The following is a 19,095-nucleotide window of genomic DNA, read 5'->3' on the forward strand; positions in this document are numbered from 1 at the left end:
GTTTCCTCTCCGTTTGTTGTCGGGCCGGTCCACCCCGCGCAATCTGCAGCGGTTGGCAGGGCCCTTGAGATTAGTGAGCGGGCCGTTCTCGCAACCTTGAGGCTAGGGAGCGGCACCCTCGATTACCGGCAATATGCGCGGGCAAAAACACGCCATGCAAGTGAGCTGACATGCGTCTGCGGGAAGCGCGCATGCGAACGAGAGGGGCCGGATCACTGACCCCGCCGGCTGCGCGCGGCGAAGCGCACAGCTTCCTCGGCAGCCTTGAACAAGGCTTTTGCCTTGTTGATGCATTCGAGCTGTTCGGAGGCCGGGTTCGAATCGTAGACGATGCCGGCGCCGGCCTGGACCTGCATGCGGCCATCCTGGACGACCGCGGTGCGCAGGACGATGCAGGTGTCCATCTCGCCATTGGCGCCGAAATAGCCGATGCAGCCGCCATAGGCGCCGCGCCCGTCCTTTTCGAGCTCGTCGATGATCTCCATGGCGCGCACCTTCGGCGCGCCGGAGACGGTCCCGGCCGGGAAACCGGCGGCGAGGGCCGAGAGCGCGTCGTGCTCGCTCGAGATGCGTCCCTCGACGTTCGAGACGATGTGCATCACCTGGCTGTAGCGTTCGATGAAAAAGGAATCGGTGACGTTGACGCTGCCGATCTCGGCGACCCGGCCGACATCGTTGCGGCCAAGGTCGAGCAGCATCAGGTGCTCGGCCCGCTCCTTGGGATCGGCCAGCAATTCGTCGGCGAGGGCTTCGTCGGCCGCGGGCGTCGCACCGCGTGGCCGCGTGCCGGCGATCGGCCGGATCGTGACCTTGCCGTCGCGCAAGCGGACCAGGATCTCGGGGCTGGAGCAGACGATCTGGAAGCGCTCGAAATCGAGATAGCAGAGGAAGGGCGCCGGGTTGACCCGCCGCAGCGCGCGATAGAGCGCGAAGGGCGGCAGTTCGAACGGCGCCTCGAAACGCTGCGAGAGCACGACCTGGAAGATGTCGCCGGCGCGGACATATTCCTGCGCGGTCGCCACCATCGCGTGGAACTCGGATTCGCTGGTGTTCGAGACGGATTCGGGGTGGGGAATCGCAGCGATGTCGATGCCGGCCTCGGCGGGCAGGGGGCCTTCGAGAGCCCGCACCACCGCATCGAGCCGCTCCTGCGCCCGCTCATGGGCGATGCGAGCCGACACGCCGGCCTGAGGCCGAACCGGCGTCACCACCGTGATCTCGTCTCGGATCGAATCGAACACGACCATCAGCGTCGGCCGCGTCAGGATGGCATCGGGCACATCCGGCCCGGTCTCCTTCGGCTGTGGCAGGCGCTCCATCAGGCGGACCATGTCGTAGCCGAGATAACCGAACACGCCCGCAGCCATCGGCGGCAGGCCGTCGCGATCTGGAATCGCACTCTCGGCGAGCAGAGCACGCAGGGAGTCGAAGGCGGGACGCGGATCGGAAACGAAATCCGCGCTTTGCGCAGGGTGGCAAAGCGAAGCCTCACCGCGATGGCAGCGCCAGATCAGGTCGGGGTCGAGCCCGATCATCGAGTAGCGGCCGCGCACGGCGCCGCCCTCGACCGATTCGAGCAGGAAGGCGGGACCTTGGTGCGCCTGGCGCAGCTTGAGGAAGGCGGCGACCGGCGTTTCGCAATCGCCGACCAGCGACAGGGTCAGCAATTGCGCCGCGCCAGCCGCATAAGCGGTGGCGAAGCGGGCGAAATCGGCGGCCGGATCCATGTGGCTGGCTTCAGTTCTGACCGCCGGTGGCGTTGCGCAGCGCCGCCTGGTTGACCTGGACGCCGAGATCGTTCTGCAGCTTGCCGACATATTGCGCGAGGATGTCCTCGCTGATGCTTGAGGTCAGCAGGCGGACGAAGTTCTCGGCTTCCTCGGCGGTGCGGACATAGGGGCTGACCGTCGCCGCCTTGACCTCGAAGACGACGCGGCCGGCATTGTCGACCGCCGCCGAGCCCGCCTTGCCGGCAGGCGTGCCGAAGACCAGCGAGACGACGTTGCGCGGCAGCGCGTCGTTCTGGTCCTGACGGCCGAGCGTCGTTTCCTCGAATGCGAACCCCTGCGCGAAGGCGATCGCGTCCAGCTTTTCGCCGGCGTCCAGCTTCTGCACGATCTCGCGCGCCCTGGCCGAGAGCCGGGTGGCGACCTCATCGGCGCGCCATTGCTTTTCGACCTCGGCCTTGACCTCGTCGAAGCTGCGCTCGCGCGGTGGGTCGATCTTGCTGAGATCGAACCAGACATAGCCGCCATTGTTCGGCAAGCGGGTCGCCTCGTTGTCGACGCCGATATCGGAGCGGAAGATCGCCTGCTGCGTCGCGTCGCCGCCGGGGAGGGCGGTCTCCTGCGTGCCGTCGGCCTTGCCGAGGCTGGAATTGGCCGGGCCGAAGGAGCGCAGCGCCAGGCCAAACTCCTTGGCGATCTCGGCCAGCGGCTTTGCCGAAGCGCGCTGGTCCTCGATCTTGTCGTGCAGCTCGGTCATCTGCTCGGCAGCGCGCGAGGTCGCGACGTCACGGCGGACCTCGTCGGCGACCTCCTCGAAGCTCTTCAGCCGTGCCGGTTCGATCGTCGGGACGCGCAGCAGCACGATGCCGAAACCGCCCTGAACAGGCTCGCTGACCGCGCCCTGCGCCAGCGCGAAGGCGGCGTCACGCACGGCCGGGTCGAACAGGCCCTCGCGGGTGAAGGTGCCGAGGGTCAGGTCGGCCTCGGCGATGTTGCGGCTGGCGCCGACCGCCTCGAAGGTCTCGCCGGCATCGATCTTCGCCTTGGCGGCCCTGGCCTCTTCGATGGACGGGAAGCCGATCTGCTGGACAATGCGGCGCTCGGCCGAGCCGAAGCGCTGCGCCTTGATCTGCTCGTAGCGGGCGCGGGCGTCGGCCTCGCTGACCTTGCTCGGGTCGGCGAGGTTGGCGGCCGTCAGGACGAGCACATTGGCGGTCCGGTATTCGGGGGCGCGGAAGGCGGCCTTGCGCTCGTCGAAATATTTGCGCAGCGCGTCCTCCGTCGGAGCGGGGATCTCGCCAGCGGCGCTGTCGGGCAAGGTGACGTAGGCGATCTCGCGCTTCTCATGGCGCAGGCGATGGCCGAGCTCCTGCAGCGCGCCCGGGGCCGTGACGGCGCCGACCACCATCTCGGCAAGCTCCTGCCGCATCGTTGCGGCGCGCTGCTCGCGCACGAAGCCCTGCTCGTTCATCCCAGTCGCACGCAGCAATTCGTTGAAGCGGTTGGGATCGAACTGGCCGGCAGCATTCTTCAGGTTCGGGTCGTTGAAGAGGGTATTGCGCACAGTCTCATCGGAAACGGCGAGGCCCATTTTCGTGGCGGTCTGGTCCAGAGTCGCGTCGGTGACAAGGCGCGAGAGCGCCTGCTGGTCGAGGCCGAGCGCCCGCGCCAGCTCCGGGCTGATCTGGCGACGCTGCTGGCGCATCAACCGCTGGAGGTCGTTCTGATAGGCCGTGCGCAACTGCTCGATGCTGATCTCGGTCTTGCCGACGACGGCGACGGCGTTGCGACCATAGCCGCGGAAGATGTCACCGATGCCCCAGATCGCGAAGGAGATGATCAGGAAGCCGAACATCACGGCGATGATGAGCTTGCCGATCAGGCTCTGCCCCGCCTTGCGGATGCCCTGCATCATCATGGTCTTGTCTTCCCAATCCTGTCGCGGCCGTGCCGCTGCGCGCCGCTTATAGGAAGAGCAACGCCTCCCGGCAATCGCTCTGGATCGCCTCGATTGCGATCAGGAGGCAGCATTGCTAGAGCCGATGGACAAGAATTGGAGAGCAGCCGTGACGCGAACGATCAAGCCGCTGGTGGCGGGCAACTGGAAGATGAACGGGGTGAAGGCGGATCTCGCCATCGCCGCCGAGGTCGCCAAGGGCCATGACGCAGCGCTACGGAGCGCCGTCGACCTCGCCATCTGCCCGCCTGCGACGCTGCTGTTCACACTGACGGCTTCGCTGATCGGTTCGCGCATCGCGACCGGCGGGCAGGATTGCAGCGCCCATGCGAGCGGCGCCTATACCGGCGAGGTTTCGGCGCCGATGCTGGTCGATGCCGGCGCGAGCTATGCTATCGTCGGTCATTCCGAGCGCCGCACCCTGCATGGCGAGAGCAATGTGCAGGTGAAGGCCAAGGCCGAGGCGGCGTTCGCTGCAGGGCTGACGCCAATCGTCTGCGTCGGCGAGACCAAGGACGAGCGCGAGGCCGGCAAGGCGCTGGCGATCGTCAAGAAACAGCTGCGCGGCTCCGTGCCGGATGGCGCGACTGCGGCCAACCTCATCATCGCCTATGAGCCGGTCTGGGCGATCGGCACTGGCCTGACTCCGACGGCAGCGGACGTCGCCGAGATGCATGAAGCGATCCGCTCCGAGCTCGGACGTATCCTCGGCAAGGCGACGGCCGCCGGCGTCAGGTTGCTTTATGGCGGCTCGGTCAAGCCGAGCAATGCAGTCGAACTCATGAACGTCGCCAATGTCGATGGCGCGCTCGTCGGTGGTGCCAGCCTCAAGGCCGAGGACTTCCTTTCGATCGCGCGCGCCTGCGCCTGATCCCGGGGGAGATTAAAATCGCGGGTGGCATGGGCGGAAAGCCCATGCTATGGCCAGCGCCGTTCCGCGGGATGCCGCCATCTTGGCAGGCGCCCGCGCCATACCCATTTCGAGAGCCATGCAGAACGTCCTCATCGTCATCCACTTGCTGATCGTGATCGCGCTCGTCGGCGTCGTGCTGCTCCAGCGTTCCGAAGGCGGCGGCCTCGGCATGGGCTCCGGCGGTGGCGGCGGTGTCGGTGGCTTCATGACCGGCCGCGGCCAGGCCAATGCGCTGACCCGCGCCACGGCGATCCTCGCCGGCCTGTTCTTCATCACCTCGATCGTGCTGGCGGTCATGGCGACGCAGGGCCGCACGCAGCGCTCGATCATCGACGGCGCCCCGGCTCCGGCCGGCACCACCGCGCCGGCGGCTCCGAGCGGGCCTTCGGCCCCTAATGCCGGCGGGGTGCTCGACCAACTCCGGCAGATGCAGAATCAAGGCGGATCACAACCGCCGCAGCCGGGCGCGCCGACGCGGTGACCGGAACGAGACGAGGGCAGGGGCCGGGAAACCGGCCCTTCTCTTTTGTGGACAAGCGTGCGGCGCGGAGCGGACCCGCAAAGGCTCGCTTAGCGAATCGAATTCTTAGCGTTAAAGGTGACCTCCCATGACGCGGTATGTTTTCATCACCGGCGGCGTGGTGTCCTCGCTGGGCAAAGGCTTGGCGGCGGCGGCTCTTGCTGCTCTCCTGCAGGCGCGCGGCCATACGGTCCGCCTGCGCAAGCTTGACCCCTATCTCAATGTCGATCCGGGCACGATGAGCCCGTATCAGCACGGCGAGGTCTTCGTCACAGATGATGGCGCCGAGACGGATCTCGACCTCGGCCATTACGAGCGCTTCACCGGCCGGCCCTGCAACAAGGGCGACAACATCACCACCGGCCGCATCTACATGGACATCCTGACGCGCGAGCGCCGGGGCGACTATCTCGGCGCCACTATCCAGGTAATCCCGCACGTCACCAACGCGATCAAGGAATTCGTCCTCTCGGGCAATGACGGCTACGATTTCGTGCTGGTCGAGATCGGCGGCACGGTCGGCGACATCGAGAGCCTGCCCTTCCTGGAGGCCATTCGCCAGACCGGCCAGCAATTGCCGCGCGGCCAGTGCATCTTCGTGCACTTGACGCTGCTGCCCTATATCCCGACCGCCGGCGAGCTGAAGACCAAGCCGACGCAGCATTCGGTTGCCGAACTGCGCTCGATCGGCATCCAGCCCGACATCCTGCTCTGCCGCACCGATCGCGAGATCCCGGTCGAGGAGCGGCGTAAGCTCGCCTTGTTCTGCAATGTGCGCGAGACGGCGGTGATCGAGGCCCGGGACGTCGCCTCGATCTATGACGTGCCGCTGTCCTACCACGCCGAGGGGCTCGACACCGAGGTGCTGGCGGCGTTCGGCATGGACGATAAGGCGGCGCCCGACATCAGCAATTGGCGCCGCATCTCCGAGCGGATCAAGAACCCGGAGGGCGAGGTCACGATCGCCATCGTCGGCAAATACACCGGGATGAAGGACGCCTACAAGTCGCTGATCGAGGCGCTGACCCATGGCGGCATCGCCAACCGGGTCAAGGTCAATCTCGACTGGATCGAGTCCGAGGTATTCGAGAAGGAGGACCCGGCGCCGTTCCTCGAGCATGTCCACGGCATCCTGGTGCCCGGCGGCTTCGGCCATCGCGGCGCCGAGGGCAAGATCAAGGCGGCAAGCTTCGCCAGGCAGCGCAAGGTGCCCTATTTCGGCATCTGCTTCGGCATGCAGATGGCGGTGATCGAGGCGGCGCGCTCGCTCGCCGGCATCAAGGACGCCAACTCGACGGAATTCGGCCCGACTGAGCAGCCGGTCGTCGGCCTGATGACGGAATGGATGCGCGGCAACGAGCTGGAACAGCGTTTTTCCGGTGGCGATCTCGGCGGCACGATGCGGCTTGGCGCCTACCAGTCGAATCTGTCGGCCGATACCAAGATCGCGAAGATCTACGGCTCGACCGAGATCTCGGAGCGGCACCGCCACCGCTACGAGGTCAATATGGGCTACCGCGAGCAGCTCGAGGGCAAGGGCCTGCGCTTCAGCGGCGTCTCACCTGACGGACTGCTGCCGGAGACGGTCGAATATCCCGACCACCCATGGTTCATCGGCGTGCAGTACCATCCGGAGCTGAAGTCGCGGCCGTTCGAGCCGCACCCGCTCTTCGCCAGCTTCATCGAGGCGGCGGTGGTGCAGAGCCGCTTGGTCTGATCCTGCGATCTAGTCGACCGGCACCGCGACCCAACGGTGGCGGTGCTGGGTGTAGACCTGCTTTCCCGGCGCCGGAAAATCCGGGTCGGCGAAGGCCCCGACGGCGACCGCAATCATGTCCGGCTTGCGCAAGGGTTCCCAATAGACCGTGCTGCCGCAGCGCGGGCAGAAGTGCTGCGTGACCTCGAAGCCGCTGTCGGCCTCCCGGCGATACGCCGTTGCCTGCCCGCTGATCTCGACACCCGGACGCGGGAAGAATGCGGCGATGCCATAGGTACTGCCCGTGCGGCGCTGGCATTCGCGGCAATGGCAGAGCGAGACGAGTGCCGGCTCGCCGCGGCAGATCAGGCTCAGAGACCCGCAAGAGCATTTGGCATGTCTTTCTTTCATGGAGCCTCTCCGTGACGCGCTTGTTTCCTTACGCGCGATGCCCGCCGCGACAGTCTGGCGCAGCGGCGCCGCTGACGTATAGTGAGCGCCTTGACCATCATGGCATGCAAGGGGCGGCAGCATGACGATCTCGATGGCCGGGTTGCCGGCGTTCCTCCTCTATTTCTGCGTCGGCTTCGCGCTGATCGCCGGCTTCGCCGCGGTCTATATGCGGCTGACCGCTCATGACGAGATCGCGCTGATCCGCGGTGGCAACCTCTCGGCGGCGATCGCCTTCGGCGGCAACCTGATCGGTTTCTCGGTGCCGCTCGAAAAGGCGATCGAGCAGGCGGCCAGCGTTCCCGACCTGGTGATCTGGGCGGTGATCGCCATGGTCATCCAGTTCGGCGCCTATGGCTTTGCCCGCCTCGCCATTCCCGATCTCTCGCGCAAGATCGAGGAGGATCGGATCCCCTCGGCCGCGATGCTGGTGGTGATCGCCGTCCTCAGCGGCACGCTCGCCGCCGCCAGCATGACCGAGTGAGGAGGCGTCCATGAAGCGCTCGACCCAGATTGGGCTTGCCGCCGCTGGCGTGGTGCTGGTCGCGACCTACTGGTCGCTCTCCGGCGGCGAGACCGACGATTCGCTGGTCTACAACAACCTCGCCGAGTGCCGGGCGGCCAACCAGCTCAGCGCCAGCCAATGCGAGCAGCGCTTCAACGAGGCCTCGGCGAACCATCTGCGCGATGCCAAGAAGTTCACCAGCAGCGCCTCCTGCGAACAGGAGTTCGGCGCCAGCGGCTGCCAGAGCGCGACCTGGAACAATGCCCAGGTCTTCATTCCGGCGCTCGCCGGCATCATGCTGGCGCGGCAGTTCATGTCCGGCGGCGGCGCGGCCCAGCCGCTGCTGCCACCGACCAGCTCGGCCTGTCCGCCCGGCACGCGCCAGCCCGGCTCCGGCCGGCCGGAATGCGAGCAGCCGACCCGGACCTCGTCGTCCTCATCGTCCAGCGGCGGCTACTATGGCGGCAGCAGCAGCCGCTCGCGCGCCTATACGACGACCTCGGGTCAGGCGATGGTCGCCCGCAACATTTCCTCGACGGGCATGGCGAGCACGCCGAGCGTCGCCTCGCGCGGTGGCTTCGGCTCGACCTCGCGCTCCTTCTCCTCATCCTCCTCATCCTGATCATGCAGCGGCTTCGCGTAACGCCCCGCAAGGACTGGCAGGCGGAGGCCGAGCGCCTCGGCTTTGCCTATCACACGCTCGACGGGCAGACGTATTGGGACGAGAGCGTCGCCTATGCCTTCTCGTTGAAAGAGATCGAGAATGACATCGAGGCTCCGACCAGCGAGATCGAGGGGCTCTGTTTCGCCTTTGTCGAGCGCGCCCTCAAGGACGAGGAGATTTTGCTCCGACTCGCGATTCCCGAGGCACAGTGGACGCTGATCCGCGACAGCTGGCAGCGTGGCGACCGCAATCTCTACGGCCGGCTCGATCTCGCCTATGACGGCAAGGGGCCGGCCAAGCTGCTCGAATACAACGCCGATACGCCGACCTCGCTGTTCGAGGCAGCGGTCGTGCAATGGGACTGGCTCGAGCAGGCGATGGCGCAGGGCCTGATCTCGCGCGGCTGCGACCAGTTCAACTCGCTGCACGAGCGCCTGATCGCCGCCTTCGGCCAATTGCGCAATCCCAAGCCCGAGCGCATGCACTTCACCTGCGTGCAAGGCAGCTTCGAGGACAAGGGCACGGTCGACTATCTGATCGATTGTGCGAGCCAGGCCGGGATCGACGCCCGCTTCACCTTCATCGAGGAGATGGGCCTGCTCGCCGACGGGCGCTTCTGCGACGGCGCCAGCCTGCCGATCGAGCTGCTGTTCAAGCTCTATCCCTGGGAATGGCTGTTCCGGGAGCAATATGCTTCGGCGCTTGCCGGCTCACGCTGCCAGTTCGTCGAGCCGCCCTGGAAGGCGCTGATATCGAGCAAGGGGCTCTTGCCCTATCTCTGGGAGATGGCGCCCGGCCATCCCAATCTGCTGCCGAGCTATTTCGAGGGCGATCCGCGCTGTTCGGAGCTCGGTGCGAACCATGTCCGCAAGCCGCTCTATTCACGCGAAGGCGCCAATGTGACGCTGGTCGAGGGCGGGGCGGTCCGGGACAGCGATGACGGCCCCTATGGTGCCGAAGGCTTCATTTTGCAGGCGAGCGCGATGCTGCCGAATCTCGACGGCAATTATCCGGTGCTCGGCTCCTGGCTCGTCGCCTCACAGCCTTGCGGTCTCGGTATCCGCGAGGATACGACTCCGATCACCAAGAACACCTCGCGCTTCGTGCCGCATTTCATCGAGCCGTAGCGCGTACGGCCTACGGATTGCCCATGCCTGAAACCAACGCCCGCGGCCTCGATCATCTCGTCATCTGCGTCGCCGATCTCGATGCAGCGGGCGCCTTCTATGAGACGCTCGGCTTCCGCGTCGGCGCGCGCAATCGCCATCCCTGGGGTACCGAGAATCGGGTCGTCCAGTTTCCCGGCGCCTTCCTTGAACTGATCACGATCGGCGACGGAACTTTGATTCCGCCGCACGCACCGCAGCGGTTTTCCTTCGGCGCCTTCGTGCGCGATGCTCTGGCGCGCGGCGACGGGATGTCGATGCTGGTGCTGGAAAGCCGCGATGCGGCCGGCGATGCCAAAGGCTTCCGCGCAGCGGGTATCGGCGATTTCGAGCCCTTCTTCTTCGAGCGGCAGGCGCGCCGGCCTGATGGCAGCGAAGTCCGCGTAGCGTTCTCGCTCGCGTTCGCCGAGAACGCGGCCGCCCCAGACTGCGGCTTCTTCGTATGTCAGCAGCATGAGCCGCAGAATTTCTGGAACCCCGCCTTCCAGCGGCACGAGAATGGTGCGAGCGGGCTGTCCGCCGTGTTCATGGTGGCCGAGGAGCCGGCTGCACAGTTGGGTTTCCTCGGCGCTTTTTCGGGCGCGGAAAGCTTCGCGACGCCAGAGGCGGGCTTGCGCCTGCCGCTGCCGCGCGGGCGCCTTGAGGTGCTGATGCCAGAGGCGGCCGCGGCCATGCTCGATGACGATCGCGGACAGGAGCAGGCTTGTTTCGCCGGCTTCGCGGTCACGGTGCCGGATCTCGGACCTGTCAGGGCGCGGCTCGCCGAGCGCGATATCGCATCTCGCCATGACGGCGCGCGTATCGTCGTGCCGGCGAGCGCGGCATTCGGCTGCGCCGTCGTCTTCGAAATGGGCTGAGCGCCGGAGCGCTGCCGATCAGCTCGTCCGGGGCTCGGCACCGGCATGGGCCGGGCCTTCGGGGAGGTTCGCCAGCAGACCGAGCAAGGCGCGGTCGTGCAGCACGACCATGCGCTCTTTTGATTTCAACCAGATCACCGCGTCGCCAATGGTCTCGGCGTCGATCAGCTTGGCCTGCGCCACGGCACGGTCGGGCTCGATCTCGCCGCGGCGCCTCGGCTGCACCTGGGGCAGCATCGCCTCGTGGGTCGCGCGCAGCATCGGGTCGGCATGGAGGGCGGCAAGCCCGTCGGCGTCATCGTGGCCAGCTTGCGCGAATTCGGCCTGGAGCGCATTGGCCCGCGTCGCGATCGCCGGCGGGTCGCCTTCCTCCGGCGTGATCAGGAGGCCCCGCCGCTTCAGCCAGAGCCCGAGCGCGAGGTTTCCGGACGCCCATGAGAGCGGAATCGCCAGGAGCAGGCCGACGATGGTGGGCGACATCCAGGCGAACAGCGAGGTCGCGATCATGAAGGCCGAGAGGCCGGCGACCAGGCCGAGCAACGTATGCATGCGGTGCCGGCGGACGATGTCCTTGAACGGGATCGAGCCGTCGTCGCGTCGCTGCGGATTCCAGCCGGTGTCGCGCCCGACCAGGATCTGGAAGACGGAGCCCGACTGGATCACCATCATGATCGGCGCGAAGAAGGCCGAGAACAGGATCTCAAGCACGGCTGAGAGGACGAGGCGGATGCCGCCGCCGCAGGCGCGCCGGAGCTTGCCGTCGAACAGCGTCAGCAAAAGGCCGAACAGTTTCGGCGCCAGCAGGATCGCCATGGTCAGCCCGAACAGATTGAGCGCGCGCTCGGGGTCGAAGCGCGGCCAGATCGGAAAGAGCCTGAACTCCTCGGTGAAATACTCTGGCCTGGCGTAGTTGACCTGCAGCACGATCAGGATGCCGACCACGAGCTGCATCAGCCAGAAGGGCGAGGCGAGATAGGCCATCATGCCGGTGGCAAAGTGCTGGCGGGTCGCCGTCACCAGGCCCTTGGCGTCGATGATGCGCGAATGCTGCAGATTGCCCTGGCACCAGCGCCGGTCGCGGGTGGCGATGTCGATCAGCGAGGGCGGGCTCTCCTCGTAGGAACCCATGAGATCGGGCAGCATGTAGACCGACCAGCCGGCCCTGCGCATCAGCGCGGCCTCGACGAAGTCGTGGCTGAGCACATGGCCGCCGAAGGGCGGCTTGCCCTTGAGATCGGGCAAGCCACAATGGTCGGCGAAGGCCTTCGTCCGGATGATCGCGTTGTGGCCCCAGTAATTGCCGTCGCGGCCGGACCAGATCGCGAGCCCGGTCGCGATCACCGGGCCGTAGACCCGCGCCGCGAATTGCTGCAGGCGGGCGAAGAAGGTGTTGCGGTTGATGATCAACGGCAGCGACTGGATGATGCCGGCGTCGGAATCGGCTTCCATCGCGGCGGCGAGACGCACGATGCAGGTGCCGGTCATCAGGCTGTCGGCGTCGAGCACGACCATCTGGGGGTAGTGGCCGCCCCAGCGCGTGACGAAGTCGGCGATGTTGCCGGCCTTGCGATGATGGTTCTTCGGCCGGTGCCGGTAGTAGATGCGGGCATCCGGCCCGAGCCGCTGGCGCAAGGCCAGGAAGGCGCGCTCCTCCGCGACCCAGATGTCGGGATTGGTCGTGTCGGAGACGATGAAATAGTCGAAATGGGCGCCGAGCCCCGTCCCTTCGATCGATTCGCGGATCGCCGCCACTGCGGCGAAGGTGCGCGCAGTCGATTCGTTGTAGATCGGCATGACCACGACGGTCTTCTGCGTCAGCGTCTCGGCGCGGGGGCTCTTCATAAGGCGCAGGAGCAGGGCGGAGAAGCCGAGGACGGCGCTGGTGAAGGCGAGCGCGATCCAGGAGAAGTTCACCGTGAAGAGGACGAGCAGCACGTACTGCAGGAAGGTCGTGCGGCTGACCGACACGACATTGTACATTTCCCAGGCGCCATAGGCAGTCACCAACCAGGCGCCGCCGAAGACGAAGATCCGGGCCAGCCAGGGCGTGCGCCAGGCTTGCGGAGCGGCCGGCTTGCGGGCTTCGGAGGCCTTCCAGCTGCGGAAGGACTGCACCGGCATCTCCAGCCGGTTCTCGGGCGGCGTCGCTTCGACCGGCGCCGGGCAGCTGGTCGTGGGCTCGGTATCGCCCCGACGGGCAAGCGCGTCCACGGTCACCAGGTCCACCGGTTCAACAGGGTTTCCGAAGCCGGCTGGCCGCCGGCATCGAGCACAAGACGTAGCTCGGAGAGCGTCTCGCTGCCCGGATCGACTTCGAAGGCGACGCGCATCGTCCGGCGCTCCGGATAGGGCCAGAGACGCAGGTTCTGGATAGTGCCTGGAGTCGCCGTGACATTGGCGCGGATCGCCGCGACGAGTGCCGGGTCGCCGAGCCGGTCGCCACTGAAATCAACGAGAAAACGGCGCCGGCGCGCCTGCGAGCCGCGGCCTTGCCTGATACGGGTCGCGATGGCGAGCGGCGGCCGCTCAGGCGGCTGCCAGCACCAGGCCTGCCGATAGGCGACAGTCGTTTCGCTGCCGGCCGCGATCGGCTGGCGCGGCCGCCAATAGCTGATGATGTTGTCGTTCAGCTCGGACTCGCTTGGAATCTCGATGAGCTGCACCGAGCCCGGTCCCCACTCGCCGAGCGGCTCCATCCAGACGCTTGGCCTGAGCTCGAAGCGCTGATCATCGTCGACGAAAGCGTTCGGATCGCGCTCGCGCTGGATCAGCCCGAAGCCGCGCGGATTGGAGTCCTGAAAAGAGGAAACTTGAAGGTTGGCGGGGTTGCTGACAGGGCGGTAGATCCATTCGCCGTTGCCGGTGAACATTTGGACGCCCGAAACCTCGTGGACCGCTGGCCGCAGATCATCGAAGCCGCGCCGGCTTTGCGGGCCGGAGAGATAGGTGCCCATTACGCAGCCGAAGCCGACATGGTCGAGATTGGTGCGGGCGAACAAGGTCATCTCGACATCGACCAGGGTGATGTCGCCGGGCCGCAAGGTCATCCGCACAGCGCCTGTGACGCTCTCGGAGTCGAGCAGCGCATGGATGACGAGCACGCCGGCGGCCGGGCTCGGCCGCTCGATCCAGTAGGCACGGAAGAAAGGAATCTCCTCGCCGCGCTGTTCGCCCGGCCGCAGGATCAGGGCACGGGCCATCGCGCCGAAATTCTGCCCGCGCGCCAGCGAACGGAAGAAGGTCGCGCCCTGGAAGAGCGCCAGTTCATAGGGACGCTCCAACCCGGCCGAGACCCGGAAGCCAGAGAACTGCAGATCGAGCCCGGCAGGCGGCGGCGTCACGCGGCCATAGTTGAACTTGCCGGCATCGAACGCGACGCGTCTGACGACCTCGTCCTCGACGGTGAACAGGCTGACCGGCGACGAGAAAACATTGCCGCGATGCAGCGGCTCGACGGTAAAGCCACGATTCTCGCCGGCCCAGATCATGCCGGAGGGCTGCGCCCGGATGCCGATGTACTGATCGAAGGGCAGGGTCGCGTAGCCTTCCGGCAAATCGGTCGCGAGGAGCGGCACCATCGGCCGGCGCGAGAGGACACGGGCGGCCTCGATGACGAGCGCGGGATCGAAGCGTTGTCCCTCGGCGATGACCGATTGCACCAGCCCGGCCCAGCTCGTCGGGGCCTGTGCCGTCGCTGTGCCGACGGCAAACCGCTGCGCAATCGCGCCGGTTGCTGCGAGGCTCAAAAATCGACGGCGATTCAAGGATTTCGACATCACATCCAACTTGGGCCGGCAAAGCTCTGCCGCCTTGCGCTTCTAGAGCATTTCGAGCGGAGCTGAAAAGCGCAGTGCAAGGCCAAAGGCGAAAAAAGGGACGCCTCGCATGCAGGAATGCCATGCCGAAAACGAAGCCGCGCCAGATAGTCCGCCCAGAGCCGGTGCGATCGCGCATCGTCCGATGGGCTTTGCCAAATCCGCTCGCTATCGGCTATCCACCGCCGGTGCGGGATCCGCCGCACCCGGGACGACAGCCGGTCGCGGCCGCGTTTCCTCTCAAGAGTATGTGACAGGACGATCATGACGGAAATGCAGCCCGCCCGGACCTGTCTCGCCATCGTGCTGGCGGCGGGCGAGGGGACCCGGATGAAATCGGCACGGCCCAAGGTGCTGCACGAGGTGGCCGGCCGCTCGCTGCTCGGCCATGCCTTGGCCGCCGTGACGGCCGCCGGCGCCGACGAGCTCGCCGTCGTGATCGGACCCGACCGGCCCGATGTCGAGGCAGAGGTGAAGAAGCACGCTCCGCACGCCGCGGTCTTCGTCCAGAGCGAGCGCAAGGGCACGGCGCATGCGGTGCTGGCGGCGCGGGAAAGCCTGACGGGCGCGCATGACGATGTGCTGGTCGCCTTCGCCGACACGCCGCTGGTGCGCCCCGAAACCTTCGCCGATCTGCGCGAGTCCCTGCGTACCGGCGCCGCCGTTGCCGCCCTCGGCTTCGAGGCGCGCGATCCGACCGGCTATGGCCGCTTCGTCACGCAGGATGGCGAGCTGCGGGCAATCGTCGAGCACAAGGACGCCAACGAGGCGACACGCGCCATTACGCTCTGCAATGCCGGTCTGATGGCGCTCGACGGCAGGCAGGCGCTCTCAATCCTCGACGCGATCGGCAGCGCCAATGCGCAGAACGAATACTATCTGACCGATGCCGTCGCGGTGGCGCGTGCGCAGGGCTTGAAGGCCGTTGCCCGGGTCGCGCCGGAGGCCGAGGTGCAGGGCGTCAACGATCGCGCCCAGCTGGCAGCGGTCGAAGCCGATTTCCAGCGCCACAAGCGGCTCGAGGTGATGCTCGCCGGTGCCACGCTGATCGCGCCCGAGACCGTCTTCTTCAGCCACGACACCCAGATCGGGCGCGACGTCCTGATCGAACCCAATGTCGTCTTCGGCAAGGGCGTCAGGATCGCGGACAACGCCGTCATCCACGCATTCTCGCATCTGGAGGGGGCGAGCGTCGGGTCAAGCGCTTCGATCGGCCCCTATGCCCGTTTGCGGCCGGGCGCGGAGCTGGCAAAGGGCGCCAGGGTCGGCAACTTCGTCGAGATCAAGGCGGCGGTGATCGGCGAGGGCGCCAAGGTCAACCACCTGACCTATATCGGTGACGCCGAGATCGGGGCGAACGCCAATATCGGCGCCGGCACGATCACCTGCAATTACGACGGCTTCTCCAAGGCGAAGACGATCATCGGGGAGGGCGCCTTCATCGGTTCGAACTCCGCGCTGGTCGCGCCGGTGACGATCGGCGCCGGCGCCTATGTCGGCTCGGGCTCGGTCATCACCCGCGACGTCAAGCCGGATGCGCTGGCTGTCGCGCGCGGCCGGCAGATGGAGCGCGAGGGCTGGGCGGCGGCATTCCGGACGGCGGCCCAGGCCAGAAAAGCCAGGCAATAGGCGATTTGCAGGGCATTTCGTTCACAGTTCGACATTCAACGTGATTTCGCATTCGCGCCGCCTCGGACTATTGCGATGCACATCGACATCAACGGATGAGGCACATTCATGTGCGGGATCGTGGGCATTCTCGGCAAGCAGGCCGTGGCGGGTCAGGTGGTCGAGGCGCTGCGGCGGCTCGAATACCGCGGCTATGATTCGGCCGGCGTCGCGACGCTCGAAGGCGGCCGGCTCAGCCGCCGCCGGGCCGAGGGCAAGCTCAAGAATCTCGAAGTGCGCCTCTCCAGCGAGCCGCTCGATGGCCTCATCGGCATCGGCCACACGCGTTGGGCGACGCATGGCAAGCCGACCGAGACCAACGCCCATCCGCACGCCACCGAGAAGCTGGCAGTCGTCCATAACGGCATCATCGAGAACTTCCGTGAGCTCAAGGCCGAGCTCGAGGCGGACGGTCATGTCTTCTCGAGCGAGACCGACACCGAGGTCATCGCCCATCTCGTCACCCGCGAGCTCGACCGCGGCAAGGACCCGGTCGCGGCGGTCGGGGCTGCGCTGCCGCATCTGCGCGGCGCCTTCGCGCTCGCCTTCCTGTTCGAAGGACAGGAAGATCTGCTGATCGGCGCCCGCAAGGGCTCGCCGCTCGCAGTCGGCATCGGTGATGGCGAGATGTATCTTGGATCGGACGCGCTGGCATTGGCGCCTTTCACCAATCTCATCGCCTATCTCGACGAGGGCGACTGGGTGGTGCTGAACCGCAAGGGCGCCACTTTCTATGATGCCGACGGCCAGCAGGTCGATCGCCGCGCCCAGCGCGTCGCGGCCGGCACCTTCCTGGTCGAGAAGGGCAATTACCACCATTTCATGGCCAAGGAGATCCACGAGCAGCCGGAAGTGGTCGGCCACACGCTGACGCATTATGTCGACATGGCGAATGGCGTGGCGCGCTTGCCCTTCGAGACGCCGTTCGACTGGAAGAACCTGTCGCGCCTCTCCGTTTCGGCCTGCGGCACTGCCTATTATGCCGGCCTCACCGCCAAATACTGGTTCGAGAAGCTGGCGCGCCTGCCGGTCGAGATCGATGTCGCCTCCGAGTTCCGCTATCGCGAGGCGCCTTTGCCGGCGAATGGACTCGCGCTCTTTGTCTCGCAATCGGGCGAGACGGCCGACACGCTCGCCTGCCTGCGCTATGCCCGCCAGGAAGGCCAGCACGTCATGTCGGTCGTCAACGTGCCGACCTCGACGATCGCCCGCGAGAGCGATGTCGTCGCCCCGACTCTGGCCGGCCCGGAGATCGGCGTCGCCTCGACCAAGGCCTTCACCTGCCAGCTCACCGCGCTCGCCGGCCTCGCCATCGCCGCCGCCCGCGCCCGCGGCACGCTCTCGGCCGAGCAGGAAGCGCGCTATGTTCAGGAGCTGATCGCGCTGCCAGGCCTGATGGCTCAGGCGCTGACCCTGGAGCCGGAGATCGAGAAGCTCGCCCGCAAGCTCTCCAAGGCGCGCGACGTGCTCTATCTCGGCCGTGGCACCGCGTTCCCGCTGGCGCTTGAAGGCGCGCTGAAGCTCAAGGAAATCAGCTATATCCATGCCGAAGGTTATCCGGCGGGCGAGCTCAAGCACGGCCCGATCGCGCTGATCGACGAGGACATGCCGGTCATCGTCATCGCCCCGCACGACGCGCTCTTCGAGAAGACCGCCTCGAACATGCAGGAGGTCGCGGCACGCGGCGGGCGGATCATCCTGATCACCGACGCCAAGGGCGCCGCCGAGGCCGGGATCGTGCCGGAAGCGACGATCATCATGCCGGAGATGGACCCGCTGTTCGCGCCGATCGTCTATGCGGTGCCGATCCAGATGATCGCCTACCAGACGGCCGTCTTCATGGGCAAGGACGTCGACCAGCCGCGCAATCTGGCGAAATCTGTCACCGTCGAGTGAGCTGATCTTTGATGTCGCATCGGGTTGCTCCGGAAAGTGGAATCCACTTTTCGGCCCGATGCTAGCGCGGCTCCGGCCGGCTCGCGACATAGGTGCCGGCCGCGATCAGGCCGGCGCCGCTCAGCCAGAGCGCGATCGGTGGCGCGTCGGTCGCCGCCAGTATGATGAAGCTCAGCAGCATCGAGCCGCAGGCGACGTACTTCGTCTTGCGAGCGATCGCACCCGTCTGCTGCCAGCGCACGACCTGCGAGCCGAGCCGGGGATGGTTGACCAGCCAGTTCTCGAAGCGTGGCGACGAGCGCGAGAAGCACCAGGCGGCCGCGATCAGGAAGACCGTACCAGGCATCAACGGCAGGATCAGCCCGATGATGCCGAGGACCGTGCAGAGCCAGCCGGCGGCAAGATAGAGCGGCCGGTGCCAGCGGCGTTGCGGTCTGGAAGGTTCGGACACGAAACTCGTCGATCCCGGCGAATCGGGGGGTGGCCAGCGGCCCTCGCTCGGCTATCGTCTGATAGTGCGGCGCAATATGGTCAGGCCGCAAGAGCGGACGGAGTCTCGCATCCTCGATGAATGCCCGTATCCCCGATCCGCGCCTCGTCGCCCAGCCCGATCTGCTGCGGCCGACCTTCGGCACCCGGCTCAGGCGCTATTTCCTGACCGGGCTCGTGCTCGCTGCGCCGCTCGCCATCACCGCCTCGGTGACCTGGTGGTTCATCAACCTGGTCGACGGCCTGGTGAAGCCACTGGTGCCGGCCCAGTTTTGGCCCGAAAACTATTTGCCGTTCCCACTGCCTGGCTTCGGGCTGATCATCGCCCTGATCGGCCTGACGGTGATCGGCTTCTTCGCCGCGAACTTGGTCGGGCGCACGCTGATTAGTGCCGGGGAGTCGATCCTCGATCGCATGCCGGTGGTGCGGGGCCTGTACAAGGGCGTGAAGCAGGTCTTCGAGACGATCTTCTCCCAGTCGGGCACCTCATTCCGCAAGGTCGGAATGGTGCAGTTCCCGCAGCCGGGGATGTGGTCGATCGTCTTCATCGCGCAGGAGGCGGCGCCGGACATCGCCGGAAAGCTGCCCGATGGCGAGGAGCAGATCGGCGTTTTCCTGCCCTGTACTCCAAATCCGACCACTGGCTTCTTCTTCTACCTGCCGCGGCGGGAGGTGGTGGAACTTACCATCTCGGTCGAGGACGGCGCCAAGTTGATCATGTCCGCCGGGCTGATCCAGCCCGGCCAGCCGATGTCAGACGGGGCGAAATAGC

General features: G+C 66.5%; 16 protein-coding genes. 10 read left to right on the top strand and 6 right to left on the bottom strand.

Annotated elements, in window-relative coordinates; genetic code table 11:
• Positions 1–212: 212 nt before the first annotated feature.
• Complete coding sequence (gene trpE, locus B6S44_RS03850) at positions 213–1,727, bottom strand: anthranilate synthase component I (RefSeq protein ID WP_129155405.1); 1,515 nt, start codon at positions 1,725–1,727, stop codon at positions 213–215.
• Between the two features lie 10 nt (positions 1,728–1,737).
• Positions 1,738–3,645, bottom strand: coding sequence for a SurA N-terminal domain-containing protein (locus B6S44_RS03855; RefSeq protein ID WP_248309422.1), 1,908 nt, complete (start codon positions 3,643–3,645; stop codon positions 1,738–1,740).
• A gap of 148 nt (positions 3,646–3,793) precedes the next feature.
• Between B6S44_RS03855 and tpiA the strand changes: the two genes are divergently transcribed.
• From tpiA to B6S44_RS03870, 3 genes are all read left to right on the top strand, one after another.
• The gene (gene tpiA / locus B6S44_RS03860; protein WP_129155406.1) at positions 3,794–4,555 is read left to right on the top strand and encodes a triose-phosphate isomerase; all 762 of its coding nucleotides are present in this window, start codon (positions 3,794–3,796) and stop codon (positions 4,553–4,555) included.
• Positions 4,556–4,673: 118 nt separating this feature from the next.
• A complete protein-coding gene (secG, locus tag B6S44_RS03865) occupies positions 4,674–5,078 on the top strand; it encodes a preprotein translocase subunit SecG (protein ID WP_129155407.1) in 405 nt (134 codons plus the stop codon).
• Between the two features lie 127 nt (positions 5,079–5,205).
• Positions 5,206–6,834 (top strand): CTP synthase, encoded by a 1,629-nt coding sequence (locus B6S44_RS03870; protein ID WP_129155408.1) that lies wholly within the window; start codon positions 5,206–5,208, stop codon positions 6,832–6,834.
• A 9-nt stretch (positions 6,835–6,843) separates the two neighbouring features.
• Here the strand turns inward: B6S44_RS03870 and B6S44_RS03875 are convergent, their stop codons facing one another.
• A complete protein-coding gene (locus tag B6S44_RS03875; protein WP_129155409.1) occupies positions 6,844–7,224 on the bottom strand; it encodes a GFA family protein in 381 nt (126 codons plus the stop codon).
• A gap of 121 nt (positions 7,225–7,345) precedes the next feature.
• Between B6S44_RS03875 and B6S44_RS03880 the strand changes: the two genes are divergently transcribed.
• From B6S44_RS03880 to B6S44_RS03895, 4 genes are read left to right on the top strand one after another with little or no spacing between them, the layout of a single operon-like run.
• Complete coding sequence (locus B6S44_RS03880; protein WP_129155410.1) at positions 7,346–7,747, top strand: DUF350 domain-containing protein; 402 nt, start codon at positions 7,346–7,348, stop codon at positions 7,745–7,747.
• 10 nt (positions 7,748–7,757) lie between these two features.
• Positions 7,758–8,390, top strand: a complete 633-nt coding sequence (locus B6S44_RS03885) for a DUF1190 domain-containing protein (protein ID WP_129155411.1) — start codon at positions 7,758–7,760, stop codon at positions 8,388–8,390.
• A 2-nt stretch (positions 8,391–8,392) separates the two neighbouring features.
• Positions 8,393–9,559, top strand: coding sequence for a glutathionylspermidine synthase family protein (locus tag B6S44_RS03890; RefSeq protein ID WP_129155412.1), 1,167 nt, complete (start codon positions 8,393–8,395; stop codon positions 9,557–9,559).
• Positions 9,560–9,582: 23 nt separating this feature from the next.
• Positions 9,583–10,455, top strand: coding sequence for a VOC family protein (locus B6S44_RS03895; RefSeq protein ID WP_129155413.1), 873 nt, complete (start codon positions 9,583–9,585; stop codon positions 10,453–10,455).
• A gap of 18 nt (positions 10,456–10,473) precedes the next feature.
• On the opposite strand, the gene mdoH is transcribed toward B6S44_RS03895, so the two are convergent.
• Complete coding sequence (gene mdoH / locus B6S44_RS03900) at positions 10,474–12,672, bottom strand: glucans biosynthesis glucosyltransferase MdoH (RefSeq protein WP_282568167.1); 2,199 nt, start codon at positions 12,670–12,672, stop codon at positions 10,474–10,476.
• Positions 12,669–14,201 carry an OpgD/OpgG family glucan biosynthesis protein gene (locus B6S44_RS03905; RefSeq protein WP_248309423.1) on the bottom strand — a complete coding sequence of 511 codons (1,533 nt, stop codon included), beginning with the start codon at positions 14,199–14,201 and terminating at the stop codon, positions 12,669–12,671. Before B6S44_RS03905 ends, mdoH begins: the two co-directional genes overlap by 4 nt.
• A 342-nt stretch (positions 14,202–14,543) precedes the next feature.
• Between B6S44_RS03905 and glmU the strand changes: the two genes are divergently transcribed.
• Entirely contained in the window at positions 14,544–15,899 is a 1,356-nt protein-coding gene (gene glmU, locus B6S44_RS03910; protein ID WP_129155598.1) for a bifunctional UDP-N-acetylglucosamine diphosphorylase/glucosamine-1-phosphate N-acetyltransferase GlmU, read from the top strand.
• Between the two features lie 108 nt (positions 15,900–16,007).
• Positions 16,008–17,834, top strand: coding sequence for a glutamine--fructose-6-phosphate transaminase (isomerizing) (glmS, locus tag B6S44_RS03915; protein ID WP_129155414.1), 1,827 nt, complete (start codon positions 16,008–16,010; stop codon positions 17,832–17,834).
• Between the two features lie 61 nt (positions 17,835–17,895).
• On the opposite strand, the gene B6S44_RS03920 is transcribed toward glmS, so the two are convergent.
• On the bottom strand, positions 17,896–18,285 hold the full coding sequence (locus tag B6S44_RS03920) for a YbaN family protein (RefSeq protein ID WP_129155415.1): 390 nt from the start codon (positions 18,283–18,285) through the stop codon (positions 17,896–17,898).
• A 116-nt stretch (positions 18,286–18,401) separates the two neighbouring features.
• Here B6S44_RS03920 and B6S44_RS03925 point away from each other — a divergent pair, with 116 nt between their 5' ends.
• Entirely contained in the window at positions 18,402–19,094 is a 693-nt protein-coding gene (locus tag B6S44_RS03925) for a DUF502 domain-containing protein (protein ID WP_129155416.1), read from the top strand.
• Position 19,095: the final 1 nt, after the last annotated feature.

The organism is Allobosea sp. Tri-44 (genome assembly GCF_004123845.1).
Taxonomy (GTDB): Bacteria; Pseudomonadota; Alphaproteobacteria; order Rhizobiales; family Beijerinckiaceae; genus Allobosea.